Source organism: Liberiplasma polymorphum, from assembly GCF_043951795.1.
GTDB lineage: Bacteria > Bacillota_I > Bacilli_A > Izemoplasmatales > Izemoplasmataceae > Liberiplasma > Liberiplasma polymorphum.
On the sequence record NZ_JBIOAG010000007.1, the window covers coordinates 25,937 to 48,534 of the forward strand.

Consider the following 22,598-nt stretch of genomic DNA (forward strand, 5'->3'; position numbering starts at 1 on the left):
TTACAGTCAATTTAAAAGCGCTTTGCAAGAAAGCGCTCATGTTTCTTGTATTCTTATTATAACAAGAAAGTGTGTATATTTAATGGAATTAGTGAATTTTTAATTATTTAATCCTTGTCTTTTGAATGGATGTCATTCTTACTTTTAGCGTTAATTTGAATAATAGCATTAAAAGCGTCAGTCTCATTAAATTTTTTTGTTAAGTCTATCTTGATTCCAATGCTTTCAAATTTAACCAGCATTTTTTCTGTTGTACCATAGTCATTTGGATAAGAAACTTTATTGCTCATGATTTCCCCCTTAATTATGAATATTATTGTTTTGTACAGACTTTGCTAACTCATTATTAATATTAGTTGTAATTTCATGTAAATTTTCTTGAAGTGAGTTTGTATTGTTACAATACTTATTAGTGAAATGAGTAGATAACGTTACATTCATTGTATAGTCACTCACGTTGTCGTTAATTTGAAGTGATAAATAACTTCTCTTTTTATTTTCATAGAGTGAGTTTTGGTTCTTATAAAAATATGGATTTTTTAAAAGAATAGTGCCTAGCACCCCGGTTCTTTTAAACTTAATAATTGTTTGAATTTCACTATCAGAAAACGATTCAAATACCAACTCGTTAACAACTTTAAACAGACCCACTGAAACAACATTTATATATCTGAAAATAAAACTACAGTAGTCTAATGCATCTAAACTACCATTCTTGCAATACTCATTATAAAACTTTCTCATTTTTTTTATGTAAAAACCTAACTTTTTTGTAATTTTATCAATATCTAAATTTATTGGACTATTATTATTAATTTCATCCATAATATCAGTCATATCATTATATAAATCAACTGGTACTCTATAATAAATTTGATAAATAGCATTCGTATCATATAACTCATTAGCATATCCACAAAAATGTATTAACTTTATAATATAGATACCATTAATTTGATATTCGACTTTTTTATATACTTGCAAAGAGTTTATTCTTGAGTCGGTTGATATTAAATTTCGCAAATAACTAAGAAGTCTTGCATAATTAAAATTATTAGCTATTTTCTCAAAATCACTTGAGAATACAAGGGATAACTCGTTTATACTATGTTGATATTTGCTAATATTATTTTCTAAGTTTGAAATAACTAACTTGAATTTTTTTTGATCAAAAATAATAAATGATGCCGAAAACCAAATTATTATAATAAATATTACTATTGTATGGAAATTGAAATTTATCAACAGATTGTCTAAATCATTAAATATTATTTGGAGCAAAAATCCAACAAATAATATCACAATTGGAGATGCAGGATGAAATACTAAACCAAGTGTTGAGTTAATTCTAACTCTTTTAAGCTTTTCATTGCTAATCATAAGTTTTGTTTAATCCAATCATTAAATTTTGAATCTATAATACTACAATGATAAAACTCGAACCTTTTATAATCTTCCAACTCAACATATTTTTTTATCCATGTATTATAACTTGAATTCTCTTCAATCAATGATTTTATAATGTTGGTATAGAATAGGGTGCTCATGGCTATTGGTGAAACATTACCCCTATTGGCTTTTGAAGATAAATTTGCAGCATCTACAACAGCACTACCTATCCATACCATATCATTTATACCGGATTTTTCTTTACCAACCTTAATAACTAAATCTTCTGAACATCCGAGTCCTATACCAACTTGTATTCGTTGAAAACCAGACTTAACTAAAATAGCATTTAACATTCCCATAAACGTATTAACTGTATACGCTAAAGTAAAGATCTCTCCAAGATCACTTTTATAGGGCGTTGAATATATACCATAAACACAATCACCTCTAATCCCAATTTGGCGATAATTATTGGAATCACTTAGGATATTAATAATCTCTTTTGAAAATGCTCTAATTATTCTTGCTATTTTTTCATCTCCACTTTTAAAAATAGTACTAGAGTCTACTATATCAACAAATATAGCTCCTACCCAAGCCTTAATTCCATTTTTATAAGTGAACTCTTCCTCTCTCGACGGTATCGTAGATTTTTTTTCAACCGGAGTTTTTGAATTTAATATGTCCCATACTCTCTTTTTAGCGTTTTGATAATCATACATTAACTCTTTCTCCTAATCATAAAATTGAAAACCTTCATTGCATTATTAAATAATGAATTTATTCTGAATAAATAACCATTCATAGTTGATAGAGCGATAAATAGAAAAAATAAAATTATCCAATTATTAGTAATTTTCAATAAACTCACGAATAATCCAACAATAAAAATACTTACTAATATTCCAAGTATATAAAATGCTAGCTTATGTGTATAAGATTTTCGTTCCATTATTTTAGAATTAATATATATTTGCTCCAACAAATCAATTTCTATTTTGCTTAAATCGCTCGCATTATATTTTGTCTCGAATTTTTCTCTAAAAGTTATAAAGTTAGGAAATCTTTGTATAGATCTCCAATAGTGAATATTTAACTCAGCATCTATAATATTAAATTTCTTTATTTTATTAATTTGCTTATTCTCTTGTGAGTATATCGGTATAAGTGTAAGTACAAACAGAAACAGAGGTATTACTAACATTATAAGAAGTATTTTTAAAGTAGTTATTATATTAGCATCGTTTGTAATAATTGGTGTTTCATACATCAACAAAATAATGGCAGATAAAAATATTATAAAAATATGTGCTTTTGAATCTGAATTTCTTTGCTGTTCAATTATCATTTCTCTCACTTTAAATAAAGTATCTAATCTTTCGCTCATTATGAAAACCCCTTATATAAATTTATTTTATAATTAATACTCTCTACATTTTCATTTGATTCTTTATAAAATATCATTTTTTTTCAATACTCATAAATAATACTACTTCTTACTAATGTAAAGTATGTTGTATCGATTAACAAATTCCTCAGAACTTTTTTGATCTAGTTCGTCATCATACACTTGTGTTTTACATTCCAAACAATAGCGTTCAGTAACATCTAGTGTAACGCTTTTATTTTTATGTGTATAAGTTTTTTCAATAGTCCTTAAGCTGGTTTTAACTTGCTTTTCACAAACATCACAAAAAACTAATTTATCTTCCATCATAGTTTTCTCCTTACACATTTTTTAAATACCCAATAATCGCATCTAATTGTAATGGCTTTGTCCATAAATAGCCTTGTGTGTAGTTACAACCTAATCCGTTAATGACATCTAATTGATTACTTGTTTCTACACCTTCTGCGACGGTTTCTATGTTTAGCTTATTGGCTAAATAGATAGCTGTTTCAATAATACTTTTAGAGGCTAAGTTATCTTCTAAGTCTGCGATAAATGAGCGATCTATTTTAAGTTTTTGAACTGAGAAACGTTTTAAGTAAGTAAATGATGAATAAACAGTCCCAAAGTCATCAATGGATAAACTAATGCCGTAATCTTTTAGTTTTCTTAAGGCTTCTTCTGATGCAACTGGGTTATACATTAAAGATGATTCTGTAATTTCAAGTTCGATTTTACTTGGTGAGACGTTGTAATGATCTAACCATTTTTTTATCATTTCAAAAAAGTTTTCATGAAATAGGTTTTTTGTGGATATATTAATCGCAATGATTACATCAATATCATGGGATTCAAATGTTTTAATGGCTTCTAGTGATCTTTTAACGACCCATTCTGTGAGTGGGTTAATTAAAGAGGTTTTTTCTATTACTGGAATAAAATTATTAGGTGGAATATTCCCTAATGTTTTATGGTTCCATCTAAGGAGGGCTTCTAAACAAACGCTTCCTTTATCTAACGCGTTATGTTGGGGATGAAAGACTAAATAAAAATCATTATCTTCTAAGGCTTCAAGTACTGACCCTAAATAAGTAAACTCTAAGTTTTTTTCTACATAAATCTTATTAAACGTGGCCGATGGTAAATGATTTTTTTCTGCATATCTTGAACTTACGATACACTGATTAAGGGTTTGTTCAATGGTTTCGTTAAACGGTGAACTGCCTAATACTGTTTCTAAGTGAATGGGAATGTTATCAATATAAAAAGGTTCTACTAAAAGAAGTTCTATTTCTTTATTTAATTGCATTATATTTTCATGATTCGATGTATAAATAATTAATGAATGCATGTCTTTAGAATAAATGTCTTTATGACCAAGTAACTCACATAATCTCAAATAGGTTTGTTTAAGAATGTTCACATATTTATCGTGTCCTAAAAAATCATTTAGGTTCGTATAGTTATTTATATTAATAGTGGTAAATATTGCAGTTTCTTTATCTAGTTCATCAAATTTTTTAGATTTTTCATATAGTCTTGTGATTAGCGGAATATTCGCATCGGGTAGGTGACTATGAAAATGGACACGCTCTAAATAATATACTTTAATTTGTTTAATAAAATACCCAGTTAATGTCCCAATTAGCATAAAATATCCTAAACGAATCATCCAGTTAATTGGGGACTGCATTAAACTTGTTGTTGTATCAATTGGCATAAGTGGTCCAAGTAATAGCCCTCCAAGTAACGCAGCTATTGCACCACCTCTTTTACCAAAAATAGCGGCCGCAATAATAATAGGAACATACATCGAGTGTGCATAAGCATACTGGACACCACCGGTAAAATAAACCAATGCCGCAACCATTAAGCATAAAGAAAAAACAAAGATAGTCAAATAGAATTTTAGTCTTTGAGATGGATTAAAAATGATGTTCATCGTTTCACTCCTTACATGAGCATTAATAGAAATGACTTTAACCTCAAAATTGACGACCCGGTCAATATTTGAGGTTTTATCATAACTACTTATGTTTATCTTACGTTAGTTTATATAATGTGAACAGCGCGTATATGTCGTGTTTTAAGAAAAAAACATGAAACTTCATGTTTTTTAGAAACTATTTTATCTTATAATTGATAAGTATTTTCACTATTTACCAAACTTTTTACTGTAATAATCAATCATGAAATTTCAATTTGCTAACTATCTTTTTTTTATAAGTTATGGTATAGTTTAATGTTAATGAAAAGAGGGTTATCATGAAGAAATTATTGACTTTAAGTTTATTTATTTTAGGGACACTTGCACTGATTGGTTGTACAGTTACACCCCCAGTAGAACAAAGTTATACGGTAACATTAAGTAGTAATGTTGAGGCAGAACTTTCTGTTTCTCCAGGTACAACAGTTTCTTCTACTGATACAGTGACGATTAGTACACTGTATCAAGAAAATGAAACATTTAGCCATTGGCTAGATATTGATAAGTTTATAATCTTTTCTACTGAAAGTACGTACACCTTTCAACCATCTAGAGATTATAATTTAAAAGCCGTGTATGTAACAGAAGATAATCAAGACGATATTTATGATGGTGTCCTTTATGATTTAAGTGCTTATGCTTATCAAGGGGATCACCCTTATCCTAATACAAGTACCCTCTTAACCATTGGGTTTACCAATCCTTATGAAGGTATCTTTAGTTATTTAGATGACTGGCAAGAAAACACCTGTATTGCCCTTGATGAAGATAACCATCAAGTGGATTGTTTTGTTTATGGTGAGGTAGATACAAATCAACTGGGTGAACACTTAGTCGTATATTATGCGATAGATTCAGAAGGTAATTATGCTTCAGTTGCTTTTAAGAAAACAGTCTTACGTGATGCTAGTTTATTAACTATTGAGTTACCTGAATATTATAAAGATGCTGAAGGGTTATTTGGGTTAGAATTAAAACTTGCCTTAAGAAGCATCATTAGTGATGTTGCTTACCGCACTTACGGGGATGCACGATATGATTTACAACATACTGACCGTGATCCAGATAGCACTAATAATATCATCCAAATTTATACAAGAAATAGTGCACCAGGCACATGGAGCTGTGCAACGCACGCTACCTGTAACTGGAATAGAGAACATATTTGGCCTGTTAGTAGAATGCCCTATCCTAGACCTTCAAACACTGAACGCGGGATGGGGACCGATTTACATAACTTAGCCCCAAGTGATATTAACGAAAATGATTATAAAGGCGCTAAATATTTCACTGAAACCCATACGTCATCTACTTATAATCCTGATAGCACAGTAAGAGGGAATGTGGCACGTGTGATGTTTTATATGGATACGATGTATGCAGAACTCAAACTTGTTAGTGGCACACCAAATGCAAATAACTTTGAAATGGGTGATTTAGATTACTTAATCACTTGGCATTTTGAAGACCCTGTCAGTGACTTTGAGCGTAATAGAAATAATCTTATTTATGGTTATCAAAATAACCGTAACCCATTCATTGATGTACCACACTTTGTAGAACTGATTTGGTACATGCATCCTAACATCCCACTTGATTAAAAAAAACAGCATTTGCGAAAGCGCAAATGCTGTTTTCATTATTTTATACTATTTTTACCTGTTTCACTAATTATTAAAATTTAGTAAAAGTCTTTTAATATCTGTGTATGGTCTATATTCTTTTCACTTCTCAAGAGTTCTCTAGTTGATGGATTAATCGTGTATTGTATCGCATTCTCCAAATGTATAATTGGAAAAATCATGAGATGACTAATAATTAATAAAGTAATAGGATTTGAAGCGCGCTGATCAATCACTTCTTGTGTTAAATTAATAACACTTAACATTTTACTAAAATCCAAATTATTTAATGGTTCATCCATAACAAATATGTCACTTTCAAAAACTTGAACCTTTATAAGTGCTGACAAAAATGCTACTAGTTTAGTCTGTCCACCACTTAACTGACTAGAGTAAATTCTATCTAGTTTTTTTATTGCATAACTAAGTTTATTTGATGGTTCTGAAATCATTTGATATCTGTAATCATTAATTAATTCAAAGAACAAATTTTTCTCACTTTCAAGACCATCAAGCATATAATGTCGCGCTAATTGTTTTGCTTTTTTTAATAGTTCATTTTTTTCAACAGTATTTAAGTCAGAATTTTGAATCGCAATTTTCGTTGAATAAAAAAGTGTTTTGTAAAGTGATAATTTTGATGGGAATGTATTTTTTTGTGAGAGATAGACAATTTTACTGTTAAATAATTTCTCATTCGTTAAAGTACTATTTTGGCTATGATAGTCAATACTAAATGCATCTTTAGATACAACATACTTCGGTGTGTTGTTAATTCTAAATACATAGTCTAAAAAAGTGGATTTACCTGTTCCATTTTTTCCATTAATAAAAATAAGATCACCTTTATTAATATCAAAATTATTAACGATTATAATAGACTGATCAGTTAATTTATTTCTTAAGTTAAGGTTTTTAATACTCAAAATTACATCGCTCATAAATTAATTCCTATTCCTTAATAATTATAATTCTAAAATAATCTAATAAAATAAAAGAAAATAACATTAGCATACCCATAGTTAAAATAACATACCAGCTTATATAAGCCGAAAATATCATGATAACGCTATAAATGATTATTGGTAAGAACAATAATTGATATTTATATAATGTGTTAATCAAACTATATATAAATGTCTGTCGCTTTTTATAGTTTAAATCAACACATAATTTTACATCATTATTTACTACATTACTAAACAAACTCTCAATTACAATATAAGAAAATAGCCAAAATATGATTAAACCAAATGACCATAACACTAATGATAATTGAGTATCATTAATCAAATCTGATTTTAGTACATAACTAGATGTATATAAAGATAAACTTTCGTTATATCCAACGATTCTAAGTTCAGTTAATTGATCAATCAATGGTTGATTATATGGAAATATTATAAGCCCGTTATGATTAAAGTCTAACTCAAAATCACCATAAAACGGTCTAATTATAGAAGTAATGATAAAAGGATATTCAATAAAATTTTTAGTTACGATTAGTGTATCACCAATGTTAAGTGAATATTTATCCGCTAAATTTGAAGAAATCGCAACTTCATTAGAATTGAGACTATAACTATCATTAGTATTATAATTTTGATTTAGATAGTTATCATTATAACTTTGACCTTCAACTCTCATGTATCGTTGACTTATAATCGTATCTCCATTAATACTCACTCTAATCGCGTTAAGATTAAAATAGTAATGATTCGTATTATTTAAAGGCACATCGACCTCAATTATTTCTATAAAACTAGAATCATTTAAATTACTTAGCAGATTTAACCTATTAGTAATTTGGTTGCTAAAAAAAATTACACTTATGATTGACTGAAAAAATAAACCCACTAAAATCCACTTTGACAACCTAAATATATAACCTAATCTATACATTAAGGTTTAATTTTAGTAAATGGATTCCATTTTTTTATATCAAAATTAGGACGGGATTTAGTGATTTGGTTTTTGTTTAAATAATAATATGAAATGGTTGAAACCAGCAAGTTAACTACGAATATTAACATAATAGTTATGTGTAACTTACTAACAACCTCTTGCAGAAAATGCTCAGTCGTTATGATGTTTGCGTTTATACGTCTGAACACAAACATCATAAATATTAAAATAATAAAGGTTAAGAAGTCACTTAAAACGTAGGTAATTAAGTATTTAGTTTTTTTAATAATACTATTATTACTTATCAGTTCGATTCTTTGAGCAAACTGAACACCATATAACGTTTTAAGTGCAATTAATAAATATCCAAACCCTAAAAAAATAATTGAAAATGTAAGTAAACTTGATGAGCGCTCTAATAAATGTCTATTGTTGTCTATTCTTGAGTTCAATACATCACTTTTTACAAACACTTGACTCGAGTAGTCTTGATTTTCAAAATTTGATAAGTATAACTCATATTCTGATTGACTTCCGAAATAATCCTCAGATAATAAATTTCCATATGGAACATAGTTTTTTAAATAATTCCACGTTCCTTCTAAGTTATTACTCTTAATATAAATACCTTCAAAGTTTAGCTGGCTTGATTCATTAAAAAAAACATATTCATTTTGATCATATATATGAAAAAACACTGTTGGTTGATCATAAAAATGATTCTTCTCATGTATTCTAGTGACAGTAAACAATAATTGATCAAAATTTGCTATATTTAGAAAAACTTCGTCTCCTAAATTTAAGTTTAAGCTAATTGCCGTTGATTGATCAATATATAATGCATTTTCTATATTTGAATCATCAATAGATGCAATTAATCTATAATCACTAAACTCTGTTAAATTTATCGGGTATTCTGGATATGAAAAAATCGCTTTTACTTGAGTATTTTTCCCTTCGGTAGATAAGGTAGCATTTCTTAAGTAATAGGGAAATACTGATTCAACTGATGGGTGACTCAACACTTCATCAACTTGTGTATCTAAAGGTTTATAAACTTTAAAATCATAATCAGAATTTAATAGATAGCTAATACGATCATAATATGTTGCATTTTGATTAATACTATTCGTTGCTATTATGAAGATAGCAATCCCGCCAAAAAGCGCTGTATAAATTACGGAGGCTACAATGGTTATGATTGCAAATCTAGTCATTGATAATATCGTCCTCTTCTGTTAAAAATGGATTGAATTCAAATATCTGATTTATATAATTTTTGCCTCCATCAGCTTCTATACGCAAATAATAATTATCATATTCATTATTAATAATTTTGTTACGAATAGTTAAGACTTGTTGAGTCGTTGGCTCAACTACATTATAGTATAGTTTAGCTAGGTGCTCCGCAAAATCAAATAGAAGTGGCTCACCAGTATTTAAATAATTGACTTGTCCAACACTTATATTTTTATTCGAACTTGTATAATAGATGAAGGTTATATTGCTAGCCTCTTTTGGAATGGTAAGCCGTGCAGTGAAATCAGAATATTGCGTTAGGTTCTCTTTAGTAAACTCAAAGTCTCCAGCCTTAAGTTGAAGTGTTATGGCATAATCATCAGAGTTATTGATTATGATTCTTTTATTTTCGGTTTCCATGGATACGGTGATAAGTTGAGTATTAACTAAATCTAACCCTATAGTATCAATCCATATATTAAATGGTGTTTTAGAAAAGTCAGGCGCGCTACCTTTAGTTACCACAAACTTCGCTTCCCAAATTCCATTACCTAAATTGTTATATTTAAATGCTCCATCTGGTGTATTAATTGAGTTTATTAAATTTATTTCAGTATCGTCTAATTCACCAAGTGAAACCCTTATAGTTACTTCAGCACTTTCTTCTTCTCGCCATAAAAATTTCTTACTTAGTGTATCCGTTAGATTTGTTAGATCCACATTAAAATACAGCACGTATCGTTTTCCAACATGAATTTCTGGCTTCTGATTTGGAGCGTTATCTACTATAGGAAACTCAAAAATTTCATAAGTCATATCAATAAATATTTTTTCTTTCTCGTCGTTGCCACATCCACCTAATATTGTTATAAATAGTGTGAGCATAAACATAATCGCTAATTTTTTCATTCTATCTCATACCCCTTTCTAATTAGATTCGAGTTCGCATATTGACCGTTTTCATCAATCGCTGTAACCTTTACAACAATATCTGTTGATTCATTAGAAGCGAAAAATGTATAGCTATACGTGTCTCTTAATTCAATGGTGTTTTCCCATTCCAAAACATCATTATTGTAAATCTCAATCGTTAACTGATACACTGTAGCATTTAAAACTTCATCAATGGTTACTTGATACATGGTTGATGTTGTACCAGATGATAGTGTAATCACTGGGTCAACGAGTTTCTCAAAGCCTATTTGAACTTGTACAAGGCTAGAAGCTATATATATTCCATCTAAATCAACTACTTGAATAGTAACATCATGAACACCAACTTCTAATGTAAGATTTAAGAAATAATTAGTTGTTTGATAAACTTCTCCATTAATAGTGATAACGAACGTGTGTTCAGTTTCAGATGATTCCCATACTAATTGATTACTAACGTAAGCGATATTAGAAACGCCACTTAGACGATTTAAATTGGTTTCATATATGTTACTCTTGATTGTATTCAAATATTCACCAGTAGCTTGGATTCTTATTGTATTAGATCCTGAGGGTAGCGTCACTGTTAAAGCATTAATTTTTGATGTGTAAAAATCTTCATTAATCCAAATATTATATCCAGTTGCAAATGCTATATCCTCCCATGTAAGTTGATTATTAGTATAATCAACATTTGAAGGTGTCTGAAGCTTATGAATCGTTAGCACATCACCGACATTTGAAGGTTGATGCTCGAACAAGGTATTCTTTGATATTACTCGAATTTCAAATTTCATATAATTATCAGTTGGTAATGTAAAGAAGGTACTATTATCATGTAAATAGATTTGTTCTATATAGTCTATTAAATTAACGAATTTTTTCACTAGAATTTCGAAGACATCTGCATTTTCAACGTTTTCAATAGCCAGTATTATTTCTTCTTGATTATTACCTTCAAGCAAGTAATAATTTGGTGTTTCCAGTTTAGTAAAATGTAATGATTTTGAATACACATCTGAACTTATAGCTTGATCTTGAGGATCAAAAGTAATAATCTCTATTTCGTGTATCCCTATTTCTAATTCAATGTCTAAAAAATTATCCAGCGTTTCGTAAGAAACATCATTAATAATTATTTGAAATTTATAGTTGGTTTCATCAGATGTCCAAGATAAACGATAATTAGTATAAATCAAATTAGAAACTGTGTTTAACTTTATAATTTCAAACTCATATTGTGTATTAGAAATCATAAACTCTTCTGTACTTACCGCTTGAATTTTAATGTGATTAACTCTTCTATTGAGATCATAATTTAGCGTTAAATCGGTAGTCTCAAACTGTTTATTATTTATGCTTACGATATAATAACTTGCGCCTACAATCGGATTCCATTGAAGTCTATCCTGATCATAAACAATCTCATTAAAATCATTCAACTTTGTTGCAGTAATTGATTCAGAGAACTCAGAATTAATATATTTTTCACTTAAAGCTACAGCTTTTACACTTATCTCATGGGTTCCTTCAGTTAAAAAACTTAAATCGAAAACACTCGTTTCAATATCAAAAATGTCATCATTTATTTTCACTTGATAATCAACCTCTATCCCTGCATTATGCATGTGAAGTTGCTGTTGGTTAATCGTAAACTCTGGTTGTTTTAACTGTAAGGGTAAAATAATTAATGTAAATGGAATTTGTTTGTTTTTATACCTTATGTAAGCAGTTTGAGTTCCGATAAAATTTTCATCAAATAAAAACATATCTTCGGTAATATCAATTTCTTTATCTCTCAAAATCATTTTATGGATAATTTGAAAATCGTTTGTTGGAACTTCGTCCAAATATACGATTTGAATAACTTCATTTGTTGCTTTAACTTCTATATCAAGAACTAAAAATTGATAAATTAAAGTTACGGCTAAGACAAATCCACTAGCAAATGTACCAATGGTTTTAATGAATTTAATCCTTTGTCTTCTACCTTGATGATTTTTAACTAACTGATTAAATTTAATAGTGTGTTTATCATTTGTTTCACCAATTGTATTTAAACGACTATCTCTTAACTTAGCAAAAAGTTTATTAACACTTTTTTTATCAACATACTCGTTTCTAGATTTCAATTTTTTAATTAACTCATTAACTTCTTTAAGCGATTGTGTTGTTTCAGCGAGACTTACTATGATGTTCATGTGTTCAACTAAATCATCATTATTATTTTTGATGTCTTCAACAATAATTTTATAGATGTGTTCAGAATCAATTAATGGTGCAAACACATCCGATGAACAAAAAGACTCAACACTTGTTTTAAACGTTGAATAGTGTGCGCCATCAACATTTTTTAGAGCCCATGTTAAAACTTTACCAGCGATAAAATGATCTTTTTTGTGCTTGGCTACCTCTAAAACTTGAAATACTATATCGTTCAACTCAGGGTAGTATTCTTTTTTAGCGTCTTCTTTAAAATTGTTAAATTGTTCTATGATTGATGAATTCATATTGTGGGAATGATAATCTTTAAGCGCTTCTTTCCATTTAGTTAAATCAATATGCGACATATTTACTCCCATATTAAATTATATTGCTTAAACTTATACAACGTTTCAAGCAAGTACTTTTTTTGATCTTCAAGGGTTGAAAAGTTTTTACTTAGTTTTTGATTATTCTCATCACTATCGTGGATAAATAAGTTCAGAAAACGATATTGTTTTGACAATTTTCTAGAACTATTTTCGTTATTAGTCGCAATCAAATATCTTTCCCATCCATCATTAAATTCATCATAAGTTCCATCAGGATTTAAGTTCTTTACAAATCCTATTCTTTTTACATAAGGTACCTTATAAAAATCTCTAAGTTGTCTTTCTATCGCGCTTCGAATTTTATATGCACTTAAATTAACTTCTGGTGTAGGTAAATCCAATAAAGCTTCTACCATCCCTGATGTAGTTTTGTTTTCAAAGTCTTTTTGATTTGATTGAATTTCTTCACGAACAGGGTACTTATTTTGAAGCGTTTCATCAACCTTCAAAATCGAATTGAATATTTTTTCATAGTTTTCAGAATCCATTGATAGTCTTTGCTCAAGTTGTTGAACAATCATCTCTAGATTTTGGACACTTTCATAGCTAATTTTAGTTTGTGTAATGTTTGAAAATACAAGTTGATCAACGATAGCTAAACGACTTTCTAAAGATGCATGATTTTGATTAGGCTTATAGGTCTCTCCACAGTACTCACACTTTGATAATTTGTCTCGAATCGGTTTTCCACATCTATGACAGTTCATCATTCTTTTACAACTTCATCTTTTACTGACGCTGGATTAGATGCTTTTTCGTTTGATTCAAGCAAATAGTTTTCACGTGCTTTTTCGAAGTCAACCGCTTGTGATGTCGAGACATTTATAAGATTATCAAGTTCGTTACTTTCATCTAGAATTTGTTCTGCGTTTTGTTGGTTTTGTTCTAAATCCATAGCTATATCAATAAGATTAACTGCAGAAGATTGCTTTTCTAATTCTTTGGTTAGTTGAGAAGATTGTTGAACTTGCATTGAAACATCAATGGTAGATGATTTGACAGCTACTCTTTCTAAATCTTGTTGCAATAAACTTATCTTTTGATGAATTGTTTTTCTTCTTTGCGAATAAACGATCCATAAATTCTTTTGATTCGTTTTTAATGCATCTTCAATTTTAGCATCTACATTTACGATTTCTTGATTAAGCTGTAAAATTGCGTTTGAGATTTTCGCAGTATTTTGCTCGTTAGCCAACATGTACTGATTTTCCATAGTCATTGATTTATTTTTTCGATTTATTAAATCATTCATTTGATCTAAAAGATTACTTACAAAAGAAGACTGATGTACTAAATCAAGTCCATTCATTTGATCGAAATATTTCATGATCTGATTTATTTCACTGGTTCTTAAATTTTTATTAACAATGATTTTTCGAATTTCTAAGGATTTTTGACTTATGTTAGTCAAATTATTTTTAGTGCTTTTAACATATAGTTCGTCAAATTTAGACAGGATTTTTTGCTTATTTACTAAATTTTTATTCTTATTGAATAACGCCATTTTATGTATTCTCCCCTCTACTAGCAATCTTCTTAAGTGCTACGTTTTGTGTAACTCTTTCTTGAATTTTAGCTTCATCAAATGAAATACTAGGATCAATTTTAATACTCGCTACTTTTACTCCGGATTCTATAAAACTTGCATAATTTCCAACTGTATTAATGATATCCTTTTCAATTTCAAGTAAAAAATTATGAATACTAATTCTACCGTGTGTTTGCAACTTTTCAGCGACAACTTGTTTAATGATGTAATCCAAATCAACCTTATACATACTAATAAGCTCAGTATTACTAATTTTGCTTCTCCCTGAAAAACTGAAATTACCGATAAAGTTTATCATTTGGTTTAATGTTACAACATCAGTCTTTATTGTAAAATCATATGGAACTCTCATTTCATAGATTGCTTTTTCGAAATCATTGTCCTTAAATGGTACAAATACTACTGATTTTTGGCTGATTGGGGTTGGATTAATATAATATACATGATAGACCTGCGACTTTGCAAAAAGCCCCTTTTTTGGAATATACTTTAACAAGTTATCTTCAAAGTATTGGTTGTTTTCTTGATCGTAGATCAAATACCTTACAGCATTTTGGTCTCCTTTAGGTGAGATTATTTTTATCTTTTGTCTATCTGTATTAAAGATTTCTTTAACAATGATATATTCACCAAATTTATCCACTATTTATACCCCTCTATATTTTTGAATTTTGTTCCAATCATCCATTTGAACTGATGTAAACACAATTTCTTTTGTTAATTCAACATCATCTTTTGATATAGGTTTATGAACACCGTTATTCTGAATTGAGTTTTGAATGGCTTGATCTTTAAGTTTGTCACAAAACTCGACTACATCTGCTCCATTAAATCCGTTGGTTATTTCAACAATGTAATTAAAATCTAAATCTTCAGAAACCGGAACTTGAGTTAACTGATCACTAATTATTTTTTTCCTTGCTGCATCATCGGGTAAATCAACATATATTTGTGTATTAAAGCGACCTGGTCTGAGAAATGCTGAATCAATATCCCACGGTCTATTGGTTGCGGCAATTATAAGCAAGGTATTTTCGTTTTTTTCGAATCCTTGAATTTGTGACAATAGTTCTGGGACTAATCTTTTCATAACAGTTGAATGCGTTTCCCTTTTGGTTCCTAAGGCTTCAAATTCATCAAAGAAAATAACGGAAACTTTGTGTTTTCTTGCTTCTGTAAATAGGTTTCTTATGTTTTGCTCACTATCTCCAAACCATTTCGAAGCAATATCAGACGATTTTACTTCAAAAAATGTTGCATTTAACTCAGTAGCAATAGCTTGAGCAAACATAGTTTTTCCTGTGCCAGGTAGTCCATATAGTAAAATTCCACCACCTGATTTTTTCTTAAATTTTTCAAAAAGTTCTGGAAATTTTTGAGGGGCTATTATTCTTTGATATATTTCATTCTTAGCAGCATAAAGTCCTGCAATATCATCGAGTTTAACTCCTGTTTTTTTAGCTGGCGAAAACTTTCCTGTAGTCTCTTCACTAGATTGAACTGTATTTTTACTATTTTGATTTCCTATAAACTTACTTGTATCTAAAGGTGTAGATCTTTTTAAATTTGAATCATCACTATGCGCTAGCTTAACATTTATCTCTCCCGCTAGTTTAATTAGTTCATCTGCTCTTTTTAACCTATCCGCTTTGAGCGAACCAGTTGAACTTTTTGATAGTTTTAATAAACTTTCAGCGGCTAGTAATAAATTTCTTTTAGCCCTATTTAGATCAGAAGCTTCTAATGCGCTAATGCCTTTACTATAGTAAATATTAAATGAATCCAATAACATTCTGTTCTCATCCATATTAGACGTTCTCCATTTTTTCTCTTATTGAACTCAATTTTTCATCGATGGCTTTATCGATATTTGCTTCATAATCTGCGGCATCATTATTGATTAAGCGATCAATTTCTTCATCTGAAATATTATCACCAATAATTTCCATAGATTCAAAACTTGTAGATGTAGATTCTAAAAAGGATTGTAGGGCTTCGTATTGTGAAGCGTTATTTGCGATGGCTTGATCGTAAGCTTGCTGTGCTTTAGTCATTTCAACGGATGAAGTAACTTCTTGTAGCTGGCTTGAGATAATATTTATTCCTTGAACAAAAGATTCAATTATCTTATTCATTTCATTGGTTTCAACTGCTAATTCAAAGTTCATTATCATGGATTCTAAAAATCTCTGTTTAGCAACTAAAGCTTTTAGTCCTGATTTAGATAAAGCATAAGCTTGTTGATTATTAACTAAAACAGCTTCTTTTGCTTTCGCTATATACGACTTTTTATAAGGGATTAACTTGTTTAGTTGATTTCTCATTTGATTTAAAGTTCTTTTTACTGTTATTTTCGCTTGTAATTCTTTTTGTTTTCTTGCTTCTTCTAACCTCGTTTTTTTCTTTTTAGTCATTAATAAACTCATTTTTCATTCTCCTTATTTTTAGGTTTTATAATTCCGATACTTATAAGGACATATAATAACTATTTTATCACTAATTTGGCTAAAAATAAAACCTTTTATAATTAGATATACTATCCTTATGCGTTTTAAATCTTACTTTATTTTTTCTATAACTTCGTTTTCATAAATCACTTCAAAAACATCGTTATTTGTGTTGGATATAATAATTGGATAATCAACATATATATCATTTGCTGCACTTGCTTTTATAGCCATAGTTATTCTTTCTTTAGGGCTAAGTGTTTGAGAGGATAAAAGACTACCCATTGCTTCGTTTGATCCGCTTCCAATAGCCGCAAAGTCATCTATTTCAATCACTGCACCATCTGACCCAACTTGAAACAATTTAGATTTGTAAGCTACAAGATACACACAATTTGATGCTGGTATCTCATTATCCTCTTTTTTAATAAGATTATTTTCTTTTAGTGTTTTAAATAGATGCGGAACAAACTCAAGTACCATATAATCAAAATTTATATCATTATTATGTTGTGCTAATACATTAAAATATTTTTCCATTTTCGCTATATTTATTTCTCTTACTAATCCTACCCCTCCCATTAAACTATTTTTCGCATCTTTTATTCTCCATATCTTGTAATTACTAGGATTTGAATACGATCTTCTCGTTCCACCTTTAGTAATTTGACTATCAGCCCCCATGAAAATTACATTCTCTTGCTTTATAGCTACTATAACACTCATACTTTCCCTCCGTTTTCTATTTTCCTTTTGAATAGTTAGCAAACTCCGTAATGCAGATATTTGACACAAAATAGATTATCTCCCCTCATAATTTTTTTTACCTCAATCATGTCTATATTCTAACCTACTATAGGAATTTTACCGCGTACAAAAATATATATTATTTGTACCTATTTTGTTTACTTTTATGCATTTAATTGATATTATTAGTACATATTGTAAGAACTTTTATTATATTTTCTTATTAAGGAGTTGTGAAAATGGGATTCAATATTAACGCTACTGATCAAAAACAACATTTAAATCTTAGCGATCAAGCATGGATGTGTTTAGAAGATGACATATTTAATTTTTATCGTGAAGACACTAAACATAATCTTTCTGGGTTTTTAAATCAGGTATTTAGTAACTTTTATGAACAAGCATTAGCTTCTATTTCATATGAAGTAGATAGATTGAGCGAACAATTAGAAACTATTTTTTCATTACCTACACTAAAACACCTAGATCAGGAAACCATGAAAATATTCATTAAGAAAATGATTCATGTTTTAGAAGAAGAAGTTGTTGAAAAAACCTCATCCTATCCAAAAGGAGAAGGAAGAAAGTTTAGAATAAATAATAAAAATCTTGATATACTTGAAGATTCAATCGAGTCAAGATATTATAATGACTCAGTCGGTACTTACTTAAAAGCTCTTTTTGAAGAATATGCTAGAAAACCTTATCACGAAAGGGAAGTTATTTTTTTTAAGAGCTATATATTGTTGATTGAACAAGCGATTGAAAAATCCTATTTAATTAAACTCACTTTAGAAAATAATAGAAAATTTTACATCTATCCTTATCAAGTTGTCATAGATAAAACTGCCAATTATAATTACTTAGTCGGTTACAGTCAGGAAATTTTAGCTTCAGGTTTAACTAAACAAAAAAAGAGTTCATTTAGACTCTCTAGAATTGCTGATATGAAAGTTTTAAGAAGTAAATCTGGTAAATTATCTCAACCTCTTATAAAATCATTAATTGAAGATTTAAACAGTAAAGGGCCTCAATTTTTAAGTGGTGAGGTTATTGAAGTTAAGATAAAACTAACAAAAAGCGGCATCAAAAAGTACAAGAGTCAGATTAATTTAAGACCAAACTATACTTCAATTGAAGAAAATAATATTTTTGTGTTTCATAGTACTGAAGTTCAGATACAATATTACTTTTTTAAATTTGGAAAGGATGCAACTATAGTTTCTCCCCAATACTTGAAAAACAGATTTAAATACTACTATCAACAGGCTTTGATGAATTATACATAATTAAAACAAAGTATCCACGTAATTGGGTACTTTGTTTCATTTACAAACGATACGCTTTAATCATGAACCAAAATACTATGTTCATCTAGTAAAATGATGATCGCATTCCCACCATTTTCATGATAACTTAAGTAATGCACTGTTAATGTGACCGTCTTCCCATTAAGTGACCTTAATAGGTCTAAGACCACTGCATTTGAATTGAAATAAATCATGATTTCATGTTCTTGATCAGTAATATAAACCATATCTAGCATTGGTCCTACTAAAAGCACTTCACCCGTAATTTCAAATGGCGCACCAATCAATAAAGGATCATCATTTATGCTTAACTGATTGAGGGCTTCAATCGAAATGGCTTCATAAGTAAAACTTACTGGGACTTGTTCTAAGTAGTTTATAAATGTTGTGACATGGTTTAACTGATAAAAACCATTTACTTTGTTATAAGTTCCTTCTAAATAAATACGGTTTCCGATTTGTACATAAGTAATATGCGTTTTAACAAATAGAAAATGTTCCCCATCATAAACAAACAATCCCTTGGGAATGTTTGCTAAAACAATCGCTTCAAACGCTACTCTATCATCTTCTAAAGCTTCTTCATGTAATGTTTTAAAGTTTTGATAAAAAGTAGCTTCTTCATATGAAGGCAAATCATCAACTGATTCATCTCTTTCTATAATTGTAATCAAGAAACTTGTACTCACGTCATGATAAGTCACATGAATTTCATGAATCCCTGGAACACTTAGTTTTTCTAAATCTTCTTCACTAATCATGCGTTCATGTAGATAAATGATTCTTGTACTTTCATCTTCATACGTTACGGTTATCGGTATGACTCTAACATTAAAGCCCACCGTATAAAAACTCATATCAAAAAGTGATTGATTAATCGTTATATCAGTTACTGCAAGTCTCGTTGTTTCTTCTTTTGCATCATTATTACATGCGGAAAGCATGAATAGTGAAAGTATTAACAAAAACACAATCCTTCTTTTCATCACATCACCCCTTATCACTTAACTAAATTATAAACAATGAAGTCCTCATTAACAATATTAATATCTGTTTTATTACTAATGATATTATATTAACCATACGAATGTTTAGACATGCATTATATTTTTTAATCAGTTACAAAGTAAAAAACAGCATTTGCGCTTCGCAAATGCTGTCTTAATTATTTAATGTTATCTTCGCTTAAAATAATTACAGTTGTGCCATTAGAAGGGTGCGTTAAATAATAATGGACTTCTAAAGTTACCGTTTCACCTTCTAATAGTTTTAAGGCATCAATGATGTTTGCATCGATATTGTGATTAACTACAACTTGATAATCCCCATCAACAATAAAGACATCATTAAAATCCCCTTTAATTTCTAAGGTACCTGTAATGATAAAAGGTTTATTTACAACCGCTTTATCATCATGACCATTTAAGGTGTTTAAATATTCAATAGATGTAGGTGGGTAGTCAAATTGATATGCGACCTCTGAATCAATAATCACATAGGATTGGATATTTGATAATTGATAAGAATCATAAAACGTGCTTAATGTTCCTTTTAACTTAACCAAATCCCCAATCTCTACAAAGTCTGCATCAAACCAAAATACATGTAAGAACTGTATCCCATCAAATAAGATTAAGTTTCTTGAATATTGTCCAACGACAATCGCCTCAACGATAACCTCTTCATTAATACTGACTTTATTATGCAGGGTATTAAAATTCGTATACACGGTTTCAACATACTCAATATCACCAAAAGCATACCCTTTTGAGGTTTCTAAATCATATCCTTGTACAAAGTAATAATCTAAAAACTTCGTTATGGTTTCACGATAACTTCTATAACTATCTTCTACGAAATACACTTGATCAAACGTAAAGCTATCTTGCATCGCATAAGCCATATCATGAATCGCTTGATAGTGTGGAAGCATTAAATCATATTTTTCGATAAATGCTTGATGATGATACGTTTCTTTATGCATTAATAAATAATTCGCTTCAGTTGCGAATAAAATATTCGCTTCTTCACTAATCAGTTCTTTCATAACCAAGTATGCCGCTAATTGTTCTATTTCACTAGCTTGTTTATCAATCGCAAAGTCAACTCCATAAGTTAACTGTACTGGCTTATTAGCATCGACTTGAATGACTGGTAAAACACCTACATCAAACTGCTCAAAATAAGAATATAATAATGGTTCATTATATCTAGCGCCTGCAGTACTTCCTTGATGGAAACAAATATTACCACTTAAAAAGTCATTTGATCCATAATGTTGTCCGTACTGAGGTGGGAATGATAACATTGGGTACTGATTAAAGGTTTCTAACCATGTAAATAAGTTTAAATCACTTTTAATCCAAAGTTGCTCATTATCTAAATAAGTTAATCCTTTTTGATACATCGTATTATGATAAAAATTCATCATAGAATCAACACTCACAAAATGCCCACACGGTAAATCATTTGCGGCATTTAACTGATAATACATCATTTCTAAATCATCCCACGTAAGTGGATGATTTTCATTAAATGTTACCCCTATAGAATCAAAGAGTGTTTTATTATAAGCAACATAGTCTGTCGTACGTGCGAACGGCAAACTATAAAAAGTTCCAGTTTGGCGATTACTATCGATAAAGGCAGCAATATAACTATCTAAATCTAGTCCTACTGACTTATCAAAAATATATGGATCTAATGATTGTACCAAGCCTTCTTGTTGGTAATTCATAATTTGTTCTTGATGTCCAAAGACTATCGTTGGCGCGTTATTATGTACAACACTCATTTTATAATTTGAGTATAGATTTACATAACTTCCTTGACTCATGATGTTTATAGTGATATTTGGATAAGCTAATTTAAAGTTTTCTAACATCGCTTCCATTAACTCCATGTTACTTTGTCCAAACGCTGTCCAAATCGTTATTTCAATTGGTTCTTCGTTTAATGCTTCAATTAATGCGGCATCAACGTAATCCCCATACGTTGGTTCACTTGGGTCTGGGTCAGGATCAGGATCAGGGTCTGGATCAGGGTCTGGATCTGGATCTGGATCTGGATCTGGATCTGGGTCCGGGTCTGGATCAGGATCGTTAGTGTTTTCCCTTTCAACTAACGTAATCACAAACGATGTGATGGCCCCTTGATAACTTATATTAATGGTATGCGTTCCCGGTGTAGAAAGTTTCGCAATATCTTCACTTGCGATCATTGCTTCACTTAAAATGATTTCTTCTACACTTCCATCTTGTCTTGTCACAACTAATCTTAAATCATTGATATTAAATTCATCAATAAAAAAATCTTCTCCTAATAGTGTCTGATCAACTTCAATCGATGCGATTAAGATGGTGTCGATATCGACATCACCAAATAAATCGCATGCTGAAAACATCAGCACACCCATTAGCAAAAGACCTAATGAAAGTATTCTCTTCATAAAATACTTACCCCCTAAATATTATGCATTCATTA

At 29.7% G+C, this 22,598-nt stretch carries 21 protein-coding genes; 2 read left to right on the forward strand and 19 right to left on the reverse strand.

Annotated elements, in window-relative coordinates:
• Window positions 1-107: 107 nt before the first annotated feature.
• From ACHAJD_RS02665 to ACHAJD_RS02690, 6 genes are all read right to left on the reverse strand, one after another.
• A complete protein-coding gene (locus ACHAJD_RS02665; protein WP_435584314.1) occupies window positions 108-290 on the reverse strand; it encodes a hypothetical protein in 183 nt (60 codons plus the stop codon).
• Between the two features lie 10 nt (window positions 291-300).
• Complete coding sequence (locus tag ACHAJD_RS02670; RefSeq protein WP_435584315.1) at window positions 301-1,380, reverse strand: hypothetical protein; 1,080 nt, start codon at window positions 1,378-1,380, stop codon at window positions 301-303.
• A complete protein-coding gene (locus tag ACHAJD_RS02675) occupies window positions 1,377-2,114 on the reverse strand; it encodes an adenylate/guanylate cyclase domain-containing protein (protein WP_435584316.1) in 738 nt (245 codons plus the stop codon). Before ACHAJD_RS02675 ends, ACHAJD_RS02670 begins: the two co-directional genes overlap by 4 nt.
• A complete protein-coding gene (locus ACHAJD_RS02680) occupies window positions 2,114-2,779 on the reverse strand; it encodes a Pycsar system effector family protein (RefSeq protein ID WP_435584317.1) in 666 nt (221 codons plus the stop codon). Before ACHAJD_RS02680 ends, ACHAJD_RS02675 begins: the two co-directional genes overlap by 1 nt.
• Before the next feature lie 102 nt (window positions 2,780-2,881).
• Window positions 2,882-3,109 carry a hypothetical protein gene (locus ACHAJD_RS02685; RefSeq protein WP_435584318.1) on the reverse strand — a complete coding sequence of 76 codons (228 nt, stop codon included), beginning with the start codon at window positions 3,107-3,109 and terminating at the stop codon, window positions 2,882-2,884.
• A gap of 10 nt (window positions 3,110-3,119) precedes the next feature.
• Window positions 3,120-4,724, reverse strand: coding sequence for an EAL domain-containing protein (locus ACHAJD_RS02690; protein ID WP_435584319.1), 1,605 nt, complete (start codon window positions 4,722-4,724; stop codon window positions 3,120-3,122).
• 323 nt (window positions 4,725-5,047) lie between these two features.
• Here ACHAJD_RS02690 and ACHAJD_RS02695 point away from each other — a divergent pair, with 323 nt between their 5' ends.
• Window positions 5,048-6,370, forward strand: coding sequence for an endonuclease (locus ACHAJD_RS02695; protein WP_435584320.1), 1,323 nt, complete (start codon window positions 5,048-5,050; stop codon window positions 6,368-6,370).
• Between the two features lie 80 nt (window positions 6,371-6,450).
• Here ACHAJD_RS02695 and ACHAJD_RS02700 read toward each other — a convergent pair whose 3' ends face one another.
• The 11 genes from ACHAJD_RS02700 to ACHAJD_RS02750 all read right to left on the reverse strand — a co-directional run bounded on the left by ACHAJD_RS02700 (window position 6,451) and on the right by ACHAJD_RS02750 (window position 17,784).
• Entirely contained in the window at window positions 6,451-7,332 is an 882-nt protein-coding gene (locus ACHAJD_RS02700) for an ATP-binding cassette domain-containing protein (RefSeq protein WP_435584321.1), read from the reverse strand.
• A gap of 10 nt (window positions 7,333-7,342) precedes the next feature.
• Window positions 7,343-8,128 carry a hypothetical protein gene (locus ACHAJD_RS02705; protein ID WP_435584322.1) on the reverse strand — a complete coding sequence of 262 codons (786 nt, stop codon included), beginning with the start codon at window positions 8,126-8,128 and terminating at the stop codon, window positions 7,343-7,345.
• Between the two features lie 164 nt (window positions 8,129-8,292).
• Entirely contained in the window at window positions 8,293-9,513 is a 1,221-nt protein-coding gene (locus tag ACHAJD_RS02710; RefSeq protein WP_435584323.1) for a hypothetical protein, read from the reverse strand.
• Entirely contained in the window at window positions 9,506-10,444 is a 939-nt protein-coding gene (locus tag ACHAJD_RS02715) for a hypothetical protein (RefSeq protein WP_435584324.1), read from the reverse strand. Before ACHAJD_RS02715 ends, ACHAJD_RS02710 begins: the two co-directional genes overlap by 8 nt.
• Window positions 10,441-13,038, reverse strand: a complete 2,598-nt coding sequence (locus tag ACHAJD_RS02720) for a hypothetical protein (protein WP_435584325.1) — start codon at window positions 13,036-13,038, stop codon at window positions 10,441-10,443. Before ACHAJD_RS02720 ends, ACHAJD_RS02715 begins: the two co-directional genes overlap by 4 nt.
• A gap of 2 nt (window positions 13,039-13,040) precedes the next feature.
• Window positions 13,041-13,772: a hypothetical protein gene (locus ACHAJD_RS02725; protein ID WP_435584326.1), complete on the reverse strand. Its 732-nt coding sequence runs from the start codon at window positions 13,770-13,772 to the stop codon at window positions 13,041-13,043.
• Window positions 13,769-14,566 (reverse strand): hypothetical protein, encoded by a 798-nt coding sequence (locus ACHAJD_RS02730; protein WP_435584327.1) that lies wholly within the window; start codon window positions 14,564-14,566, stop codon window positions 13,769-13,771. The genes ACHAJD_RS02725 and ACHAJD_RS02730 overlap by 4 nt, the downstream gene beginning before the upstream one ends.
• A gap of 1 nt (window position 14,567) precedes the next feature.
• Window positions 14,568-15,254, reverse strand: a complete 687-nt coding sequence (locus ACHAJD_RS02735) for a hypothetical protein (protein WP_435584328.1) — start codon at window positions 15,252-15,254, stop codon at window positions 14,568-14,570.
• Between the two features lie 3 nt (window positions 15,255-15,257).
• Window positions 15,258-16,418 (reverse strand): ATP-binding protein, encoded by a 1,161-nt coding sequence (locus tag ACHAJD_RS02740; RefSeq protein ID WP_435584329.1) that lies wholly within the window; start codon window positions 16,416-16,418, stop codon window positions 15,258-15,260.
• 1 nt (window position 16,419) lies between these two features.
• Window positions 16,420-17,037, reverse strand: a complete 618-nt coding sequence (locus ACHAJD_RS02745) for a hypothetical protein (RefSeq protein ID WP_435584330.1) — start codon at window positions 17,035-17,037, stop codon at window positions 16,420-16,422.
• Between the two features lie 132 nt (window positions 17,038-17,169).
• Window positions 17,170-17,784 carry a hypothetical protein gene (locus tag ACHAJD_RS02750; RefSeq protein ID WP_435584331.1) on the reverse strand — a complete coding sequence of 205 codons (615 nt, stop codon included), beginning with the start codon at window positions 17,782-17,784 and terminating at the stop codon, window positions 17,170-17,172.
• 260 nt (window positions 17,785-18,044) lie between these two features.
• Between ACHAJD_RS02750 and ACHAJD_RS02755 the strand changes: the two genes are divergently transcribed.
• On the forward strand, window positions 18,045-19,094 hold the full coding sequence (locus ACHAJD_RS02755) for a WYL domain-containing protein (RefSeq protein ID WP_435584332.1): 1,050 nt from the start codon (window positions 18,045-18,047) through the stop codon (window positions 19,092-19,094).
• Window positions 19,095-19,150: 56 nt separating this feature from the next.
• Here the strand turns inward: ACHAJD_RS02755 and ACHAJD_RS02760 are convergent, their stop codons facing one another.
• Together ACHAJD_RS02760 and ACHAJD_RS02765 are read right to left on the reverse strand one after the other, a co-directional pair.
• Window positions 19,151-20,101 (reverse strand): hypothetical protein, encoded by a 951-nt coding sequence (locus ACHAJD_RS02760; RefSeq protein ID WP_435584333.1) that lies wholly within the window; start codon window positions 20,099-20,101, stop codon window positions 19,151-19,153.
• Between the two features lie 179 nt (window positions 20,102-20,280).
• Entirely contained in the window at window positions 20,281-22,563 is a 2,283-nt protein-coding gene (locus tag ACHAJD_RS02765; RefSeq protein ID WP_435584334.1) for an extracellular solute-binding protein, read from the reverse strand.
• Window positions 22,564-22,598: the final 35 nt, after the last annotated feature.

Bases quoted from the DNA above. Each gene is read 5' to 3' on its own strand.
- ACHAJD_RS02695 (WP_435584320.1), top strand. From the start codon at position 5,048: ATGAAGAAATTATTGACTTTAAGTTTATTTATTTTAGGGACACTTGCA.
- ACHAJD_RS02685 (WP_435584318.1), bottom strand. From the start codon at position 3,109: ATGATGGAAGATAAATTAGTTTTTTGTGATGTTTGTGAAAAGCAAGTT.
- ACHAJD_RS02675 (WP_435584316.1), bottom strand. From the start codon at position 2,114: ATGTATGATTATCAAAACGCTAAAAAGAGAGTATGGGACATATTAAAT.
- ACHAJD_RS02700 (WP_435584321.1), bottom strand. From the start codon at position 7,332: ATGAGCGATGTAATTTTGAGTATTAAAAACCTTAACTTAAGAAATAAA.
- ACHAJD_RS02715 (WP_435584324.1), bottom strand. From the start codon at position 10,444: ATGAAAAAATTAGCGATTATGTTTATGCTCACACTATTTATAACAATA.
- ACHAJD_RS02690 (WP_435584319.1), bottom strand. From the start codon at position 4,724: ATGAACATCATTTTTAATCCATCTCAAAGACTAAAATTCTATTTGACT.
- ACHAJD_RS02760 (WP_435584333.1), bottom strand. From the start codon at position 20,101: ATGAAAAGAAGGATTGTGTTTTTGTTAATACTTTCACTATTCATGCTT.
- ACHAJD_RS02665 (WP_435584314.1), bottom strand. From the start codon at position 290: ATGAGCAATAAAGTTTCTTATCCAAATGACTATGGTACAACAGAAAAA.
- ACHAJD_RS02730 (WP_435584327.1), bottom strand. From the start codon at position 14,566: ATGGCGTTATTCAATAAGAATAAAAATTTAGTAAATAAGCAAAAAATC.
- ACHAJD_RS02710 (WP_435584323.1), bottom strand. From the start codon at position 9,513: ATGACTAGATTTGCAATCATAACCATTGTAGCCTCCGTAATTTATACA.
- ACHAJD_RS02725 (WP_435584326.1), bottom strand. From the start codon at position 13,772: ATGATGAACTGTCATAGATGTGGAAAACCGATTCGAGACAAATTATCA.
- ACHAJD_RS02745 (WP_435584330.1), bottom strand. From the start codon at position 17,037: ATGAGTTTATTAATGACTAAAAAGAAAAAAACGAGGTTAGAAGAAGCA.
- ACHAJD_RS02750 (WP_435584331.1), bottom strand. From the start codon at position 17,784: ATGAGTGTTATAGTAGCTATAAAGCAAGAGAATGTAATTTTCATGGGG.
- ACHAJD_RS02740 (WP_435584329.1), bottom strand. From the start codon at position 16,418: ATGGATGAGAACAGAATGTTATTGGATTCATTTAATATTTACTATAGT.
- ACHAJD_RS02680 (WP_435584317.1), bottom strand. From the start codon at position 2,779: ATGAGCGAAAGATTAGATACTTTATTTAAAGTGAGAGAAATGATAATT.
- ACHAJD_RS02720 (WP_435584325.1), bottom strand. From the start codon at position 13,038: ATGTCGCATATTGATTTAACTAAATGGAAAGAAGCGCTTAAAGATTAT.
- ACHAJD_RS02765 (WP_435584334.1), bottom strand. From the start codon at position 22,563: ATGAAGAGAATACTTTCATTAGGTCTTTTGCTAATGGGTGTGCTGATG.
- ACHAJD_RS02755 (WP_435584332.1), top strand. From the start codon at position 18,045: ATGGGATTCAATATTAACGCTACTGATCAAAAACAACATTTAAATCTT.
- ACHAJD_RS02670 (WP_435584315.1), bottom strand. From the start codon at position 1,380: ATGATTAGCAATGAAAAGCTTAAAAGAGTTAGAATTAACTCAACACTT.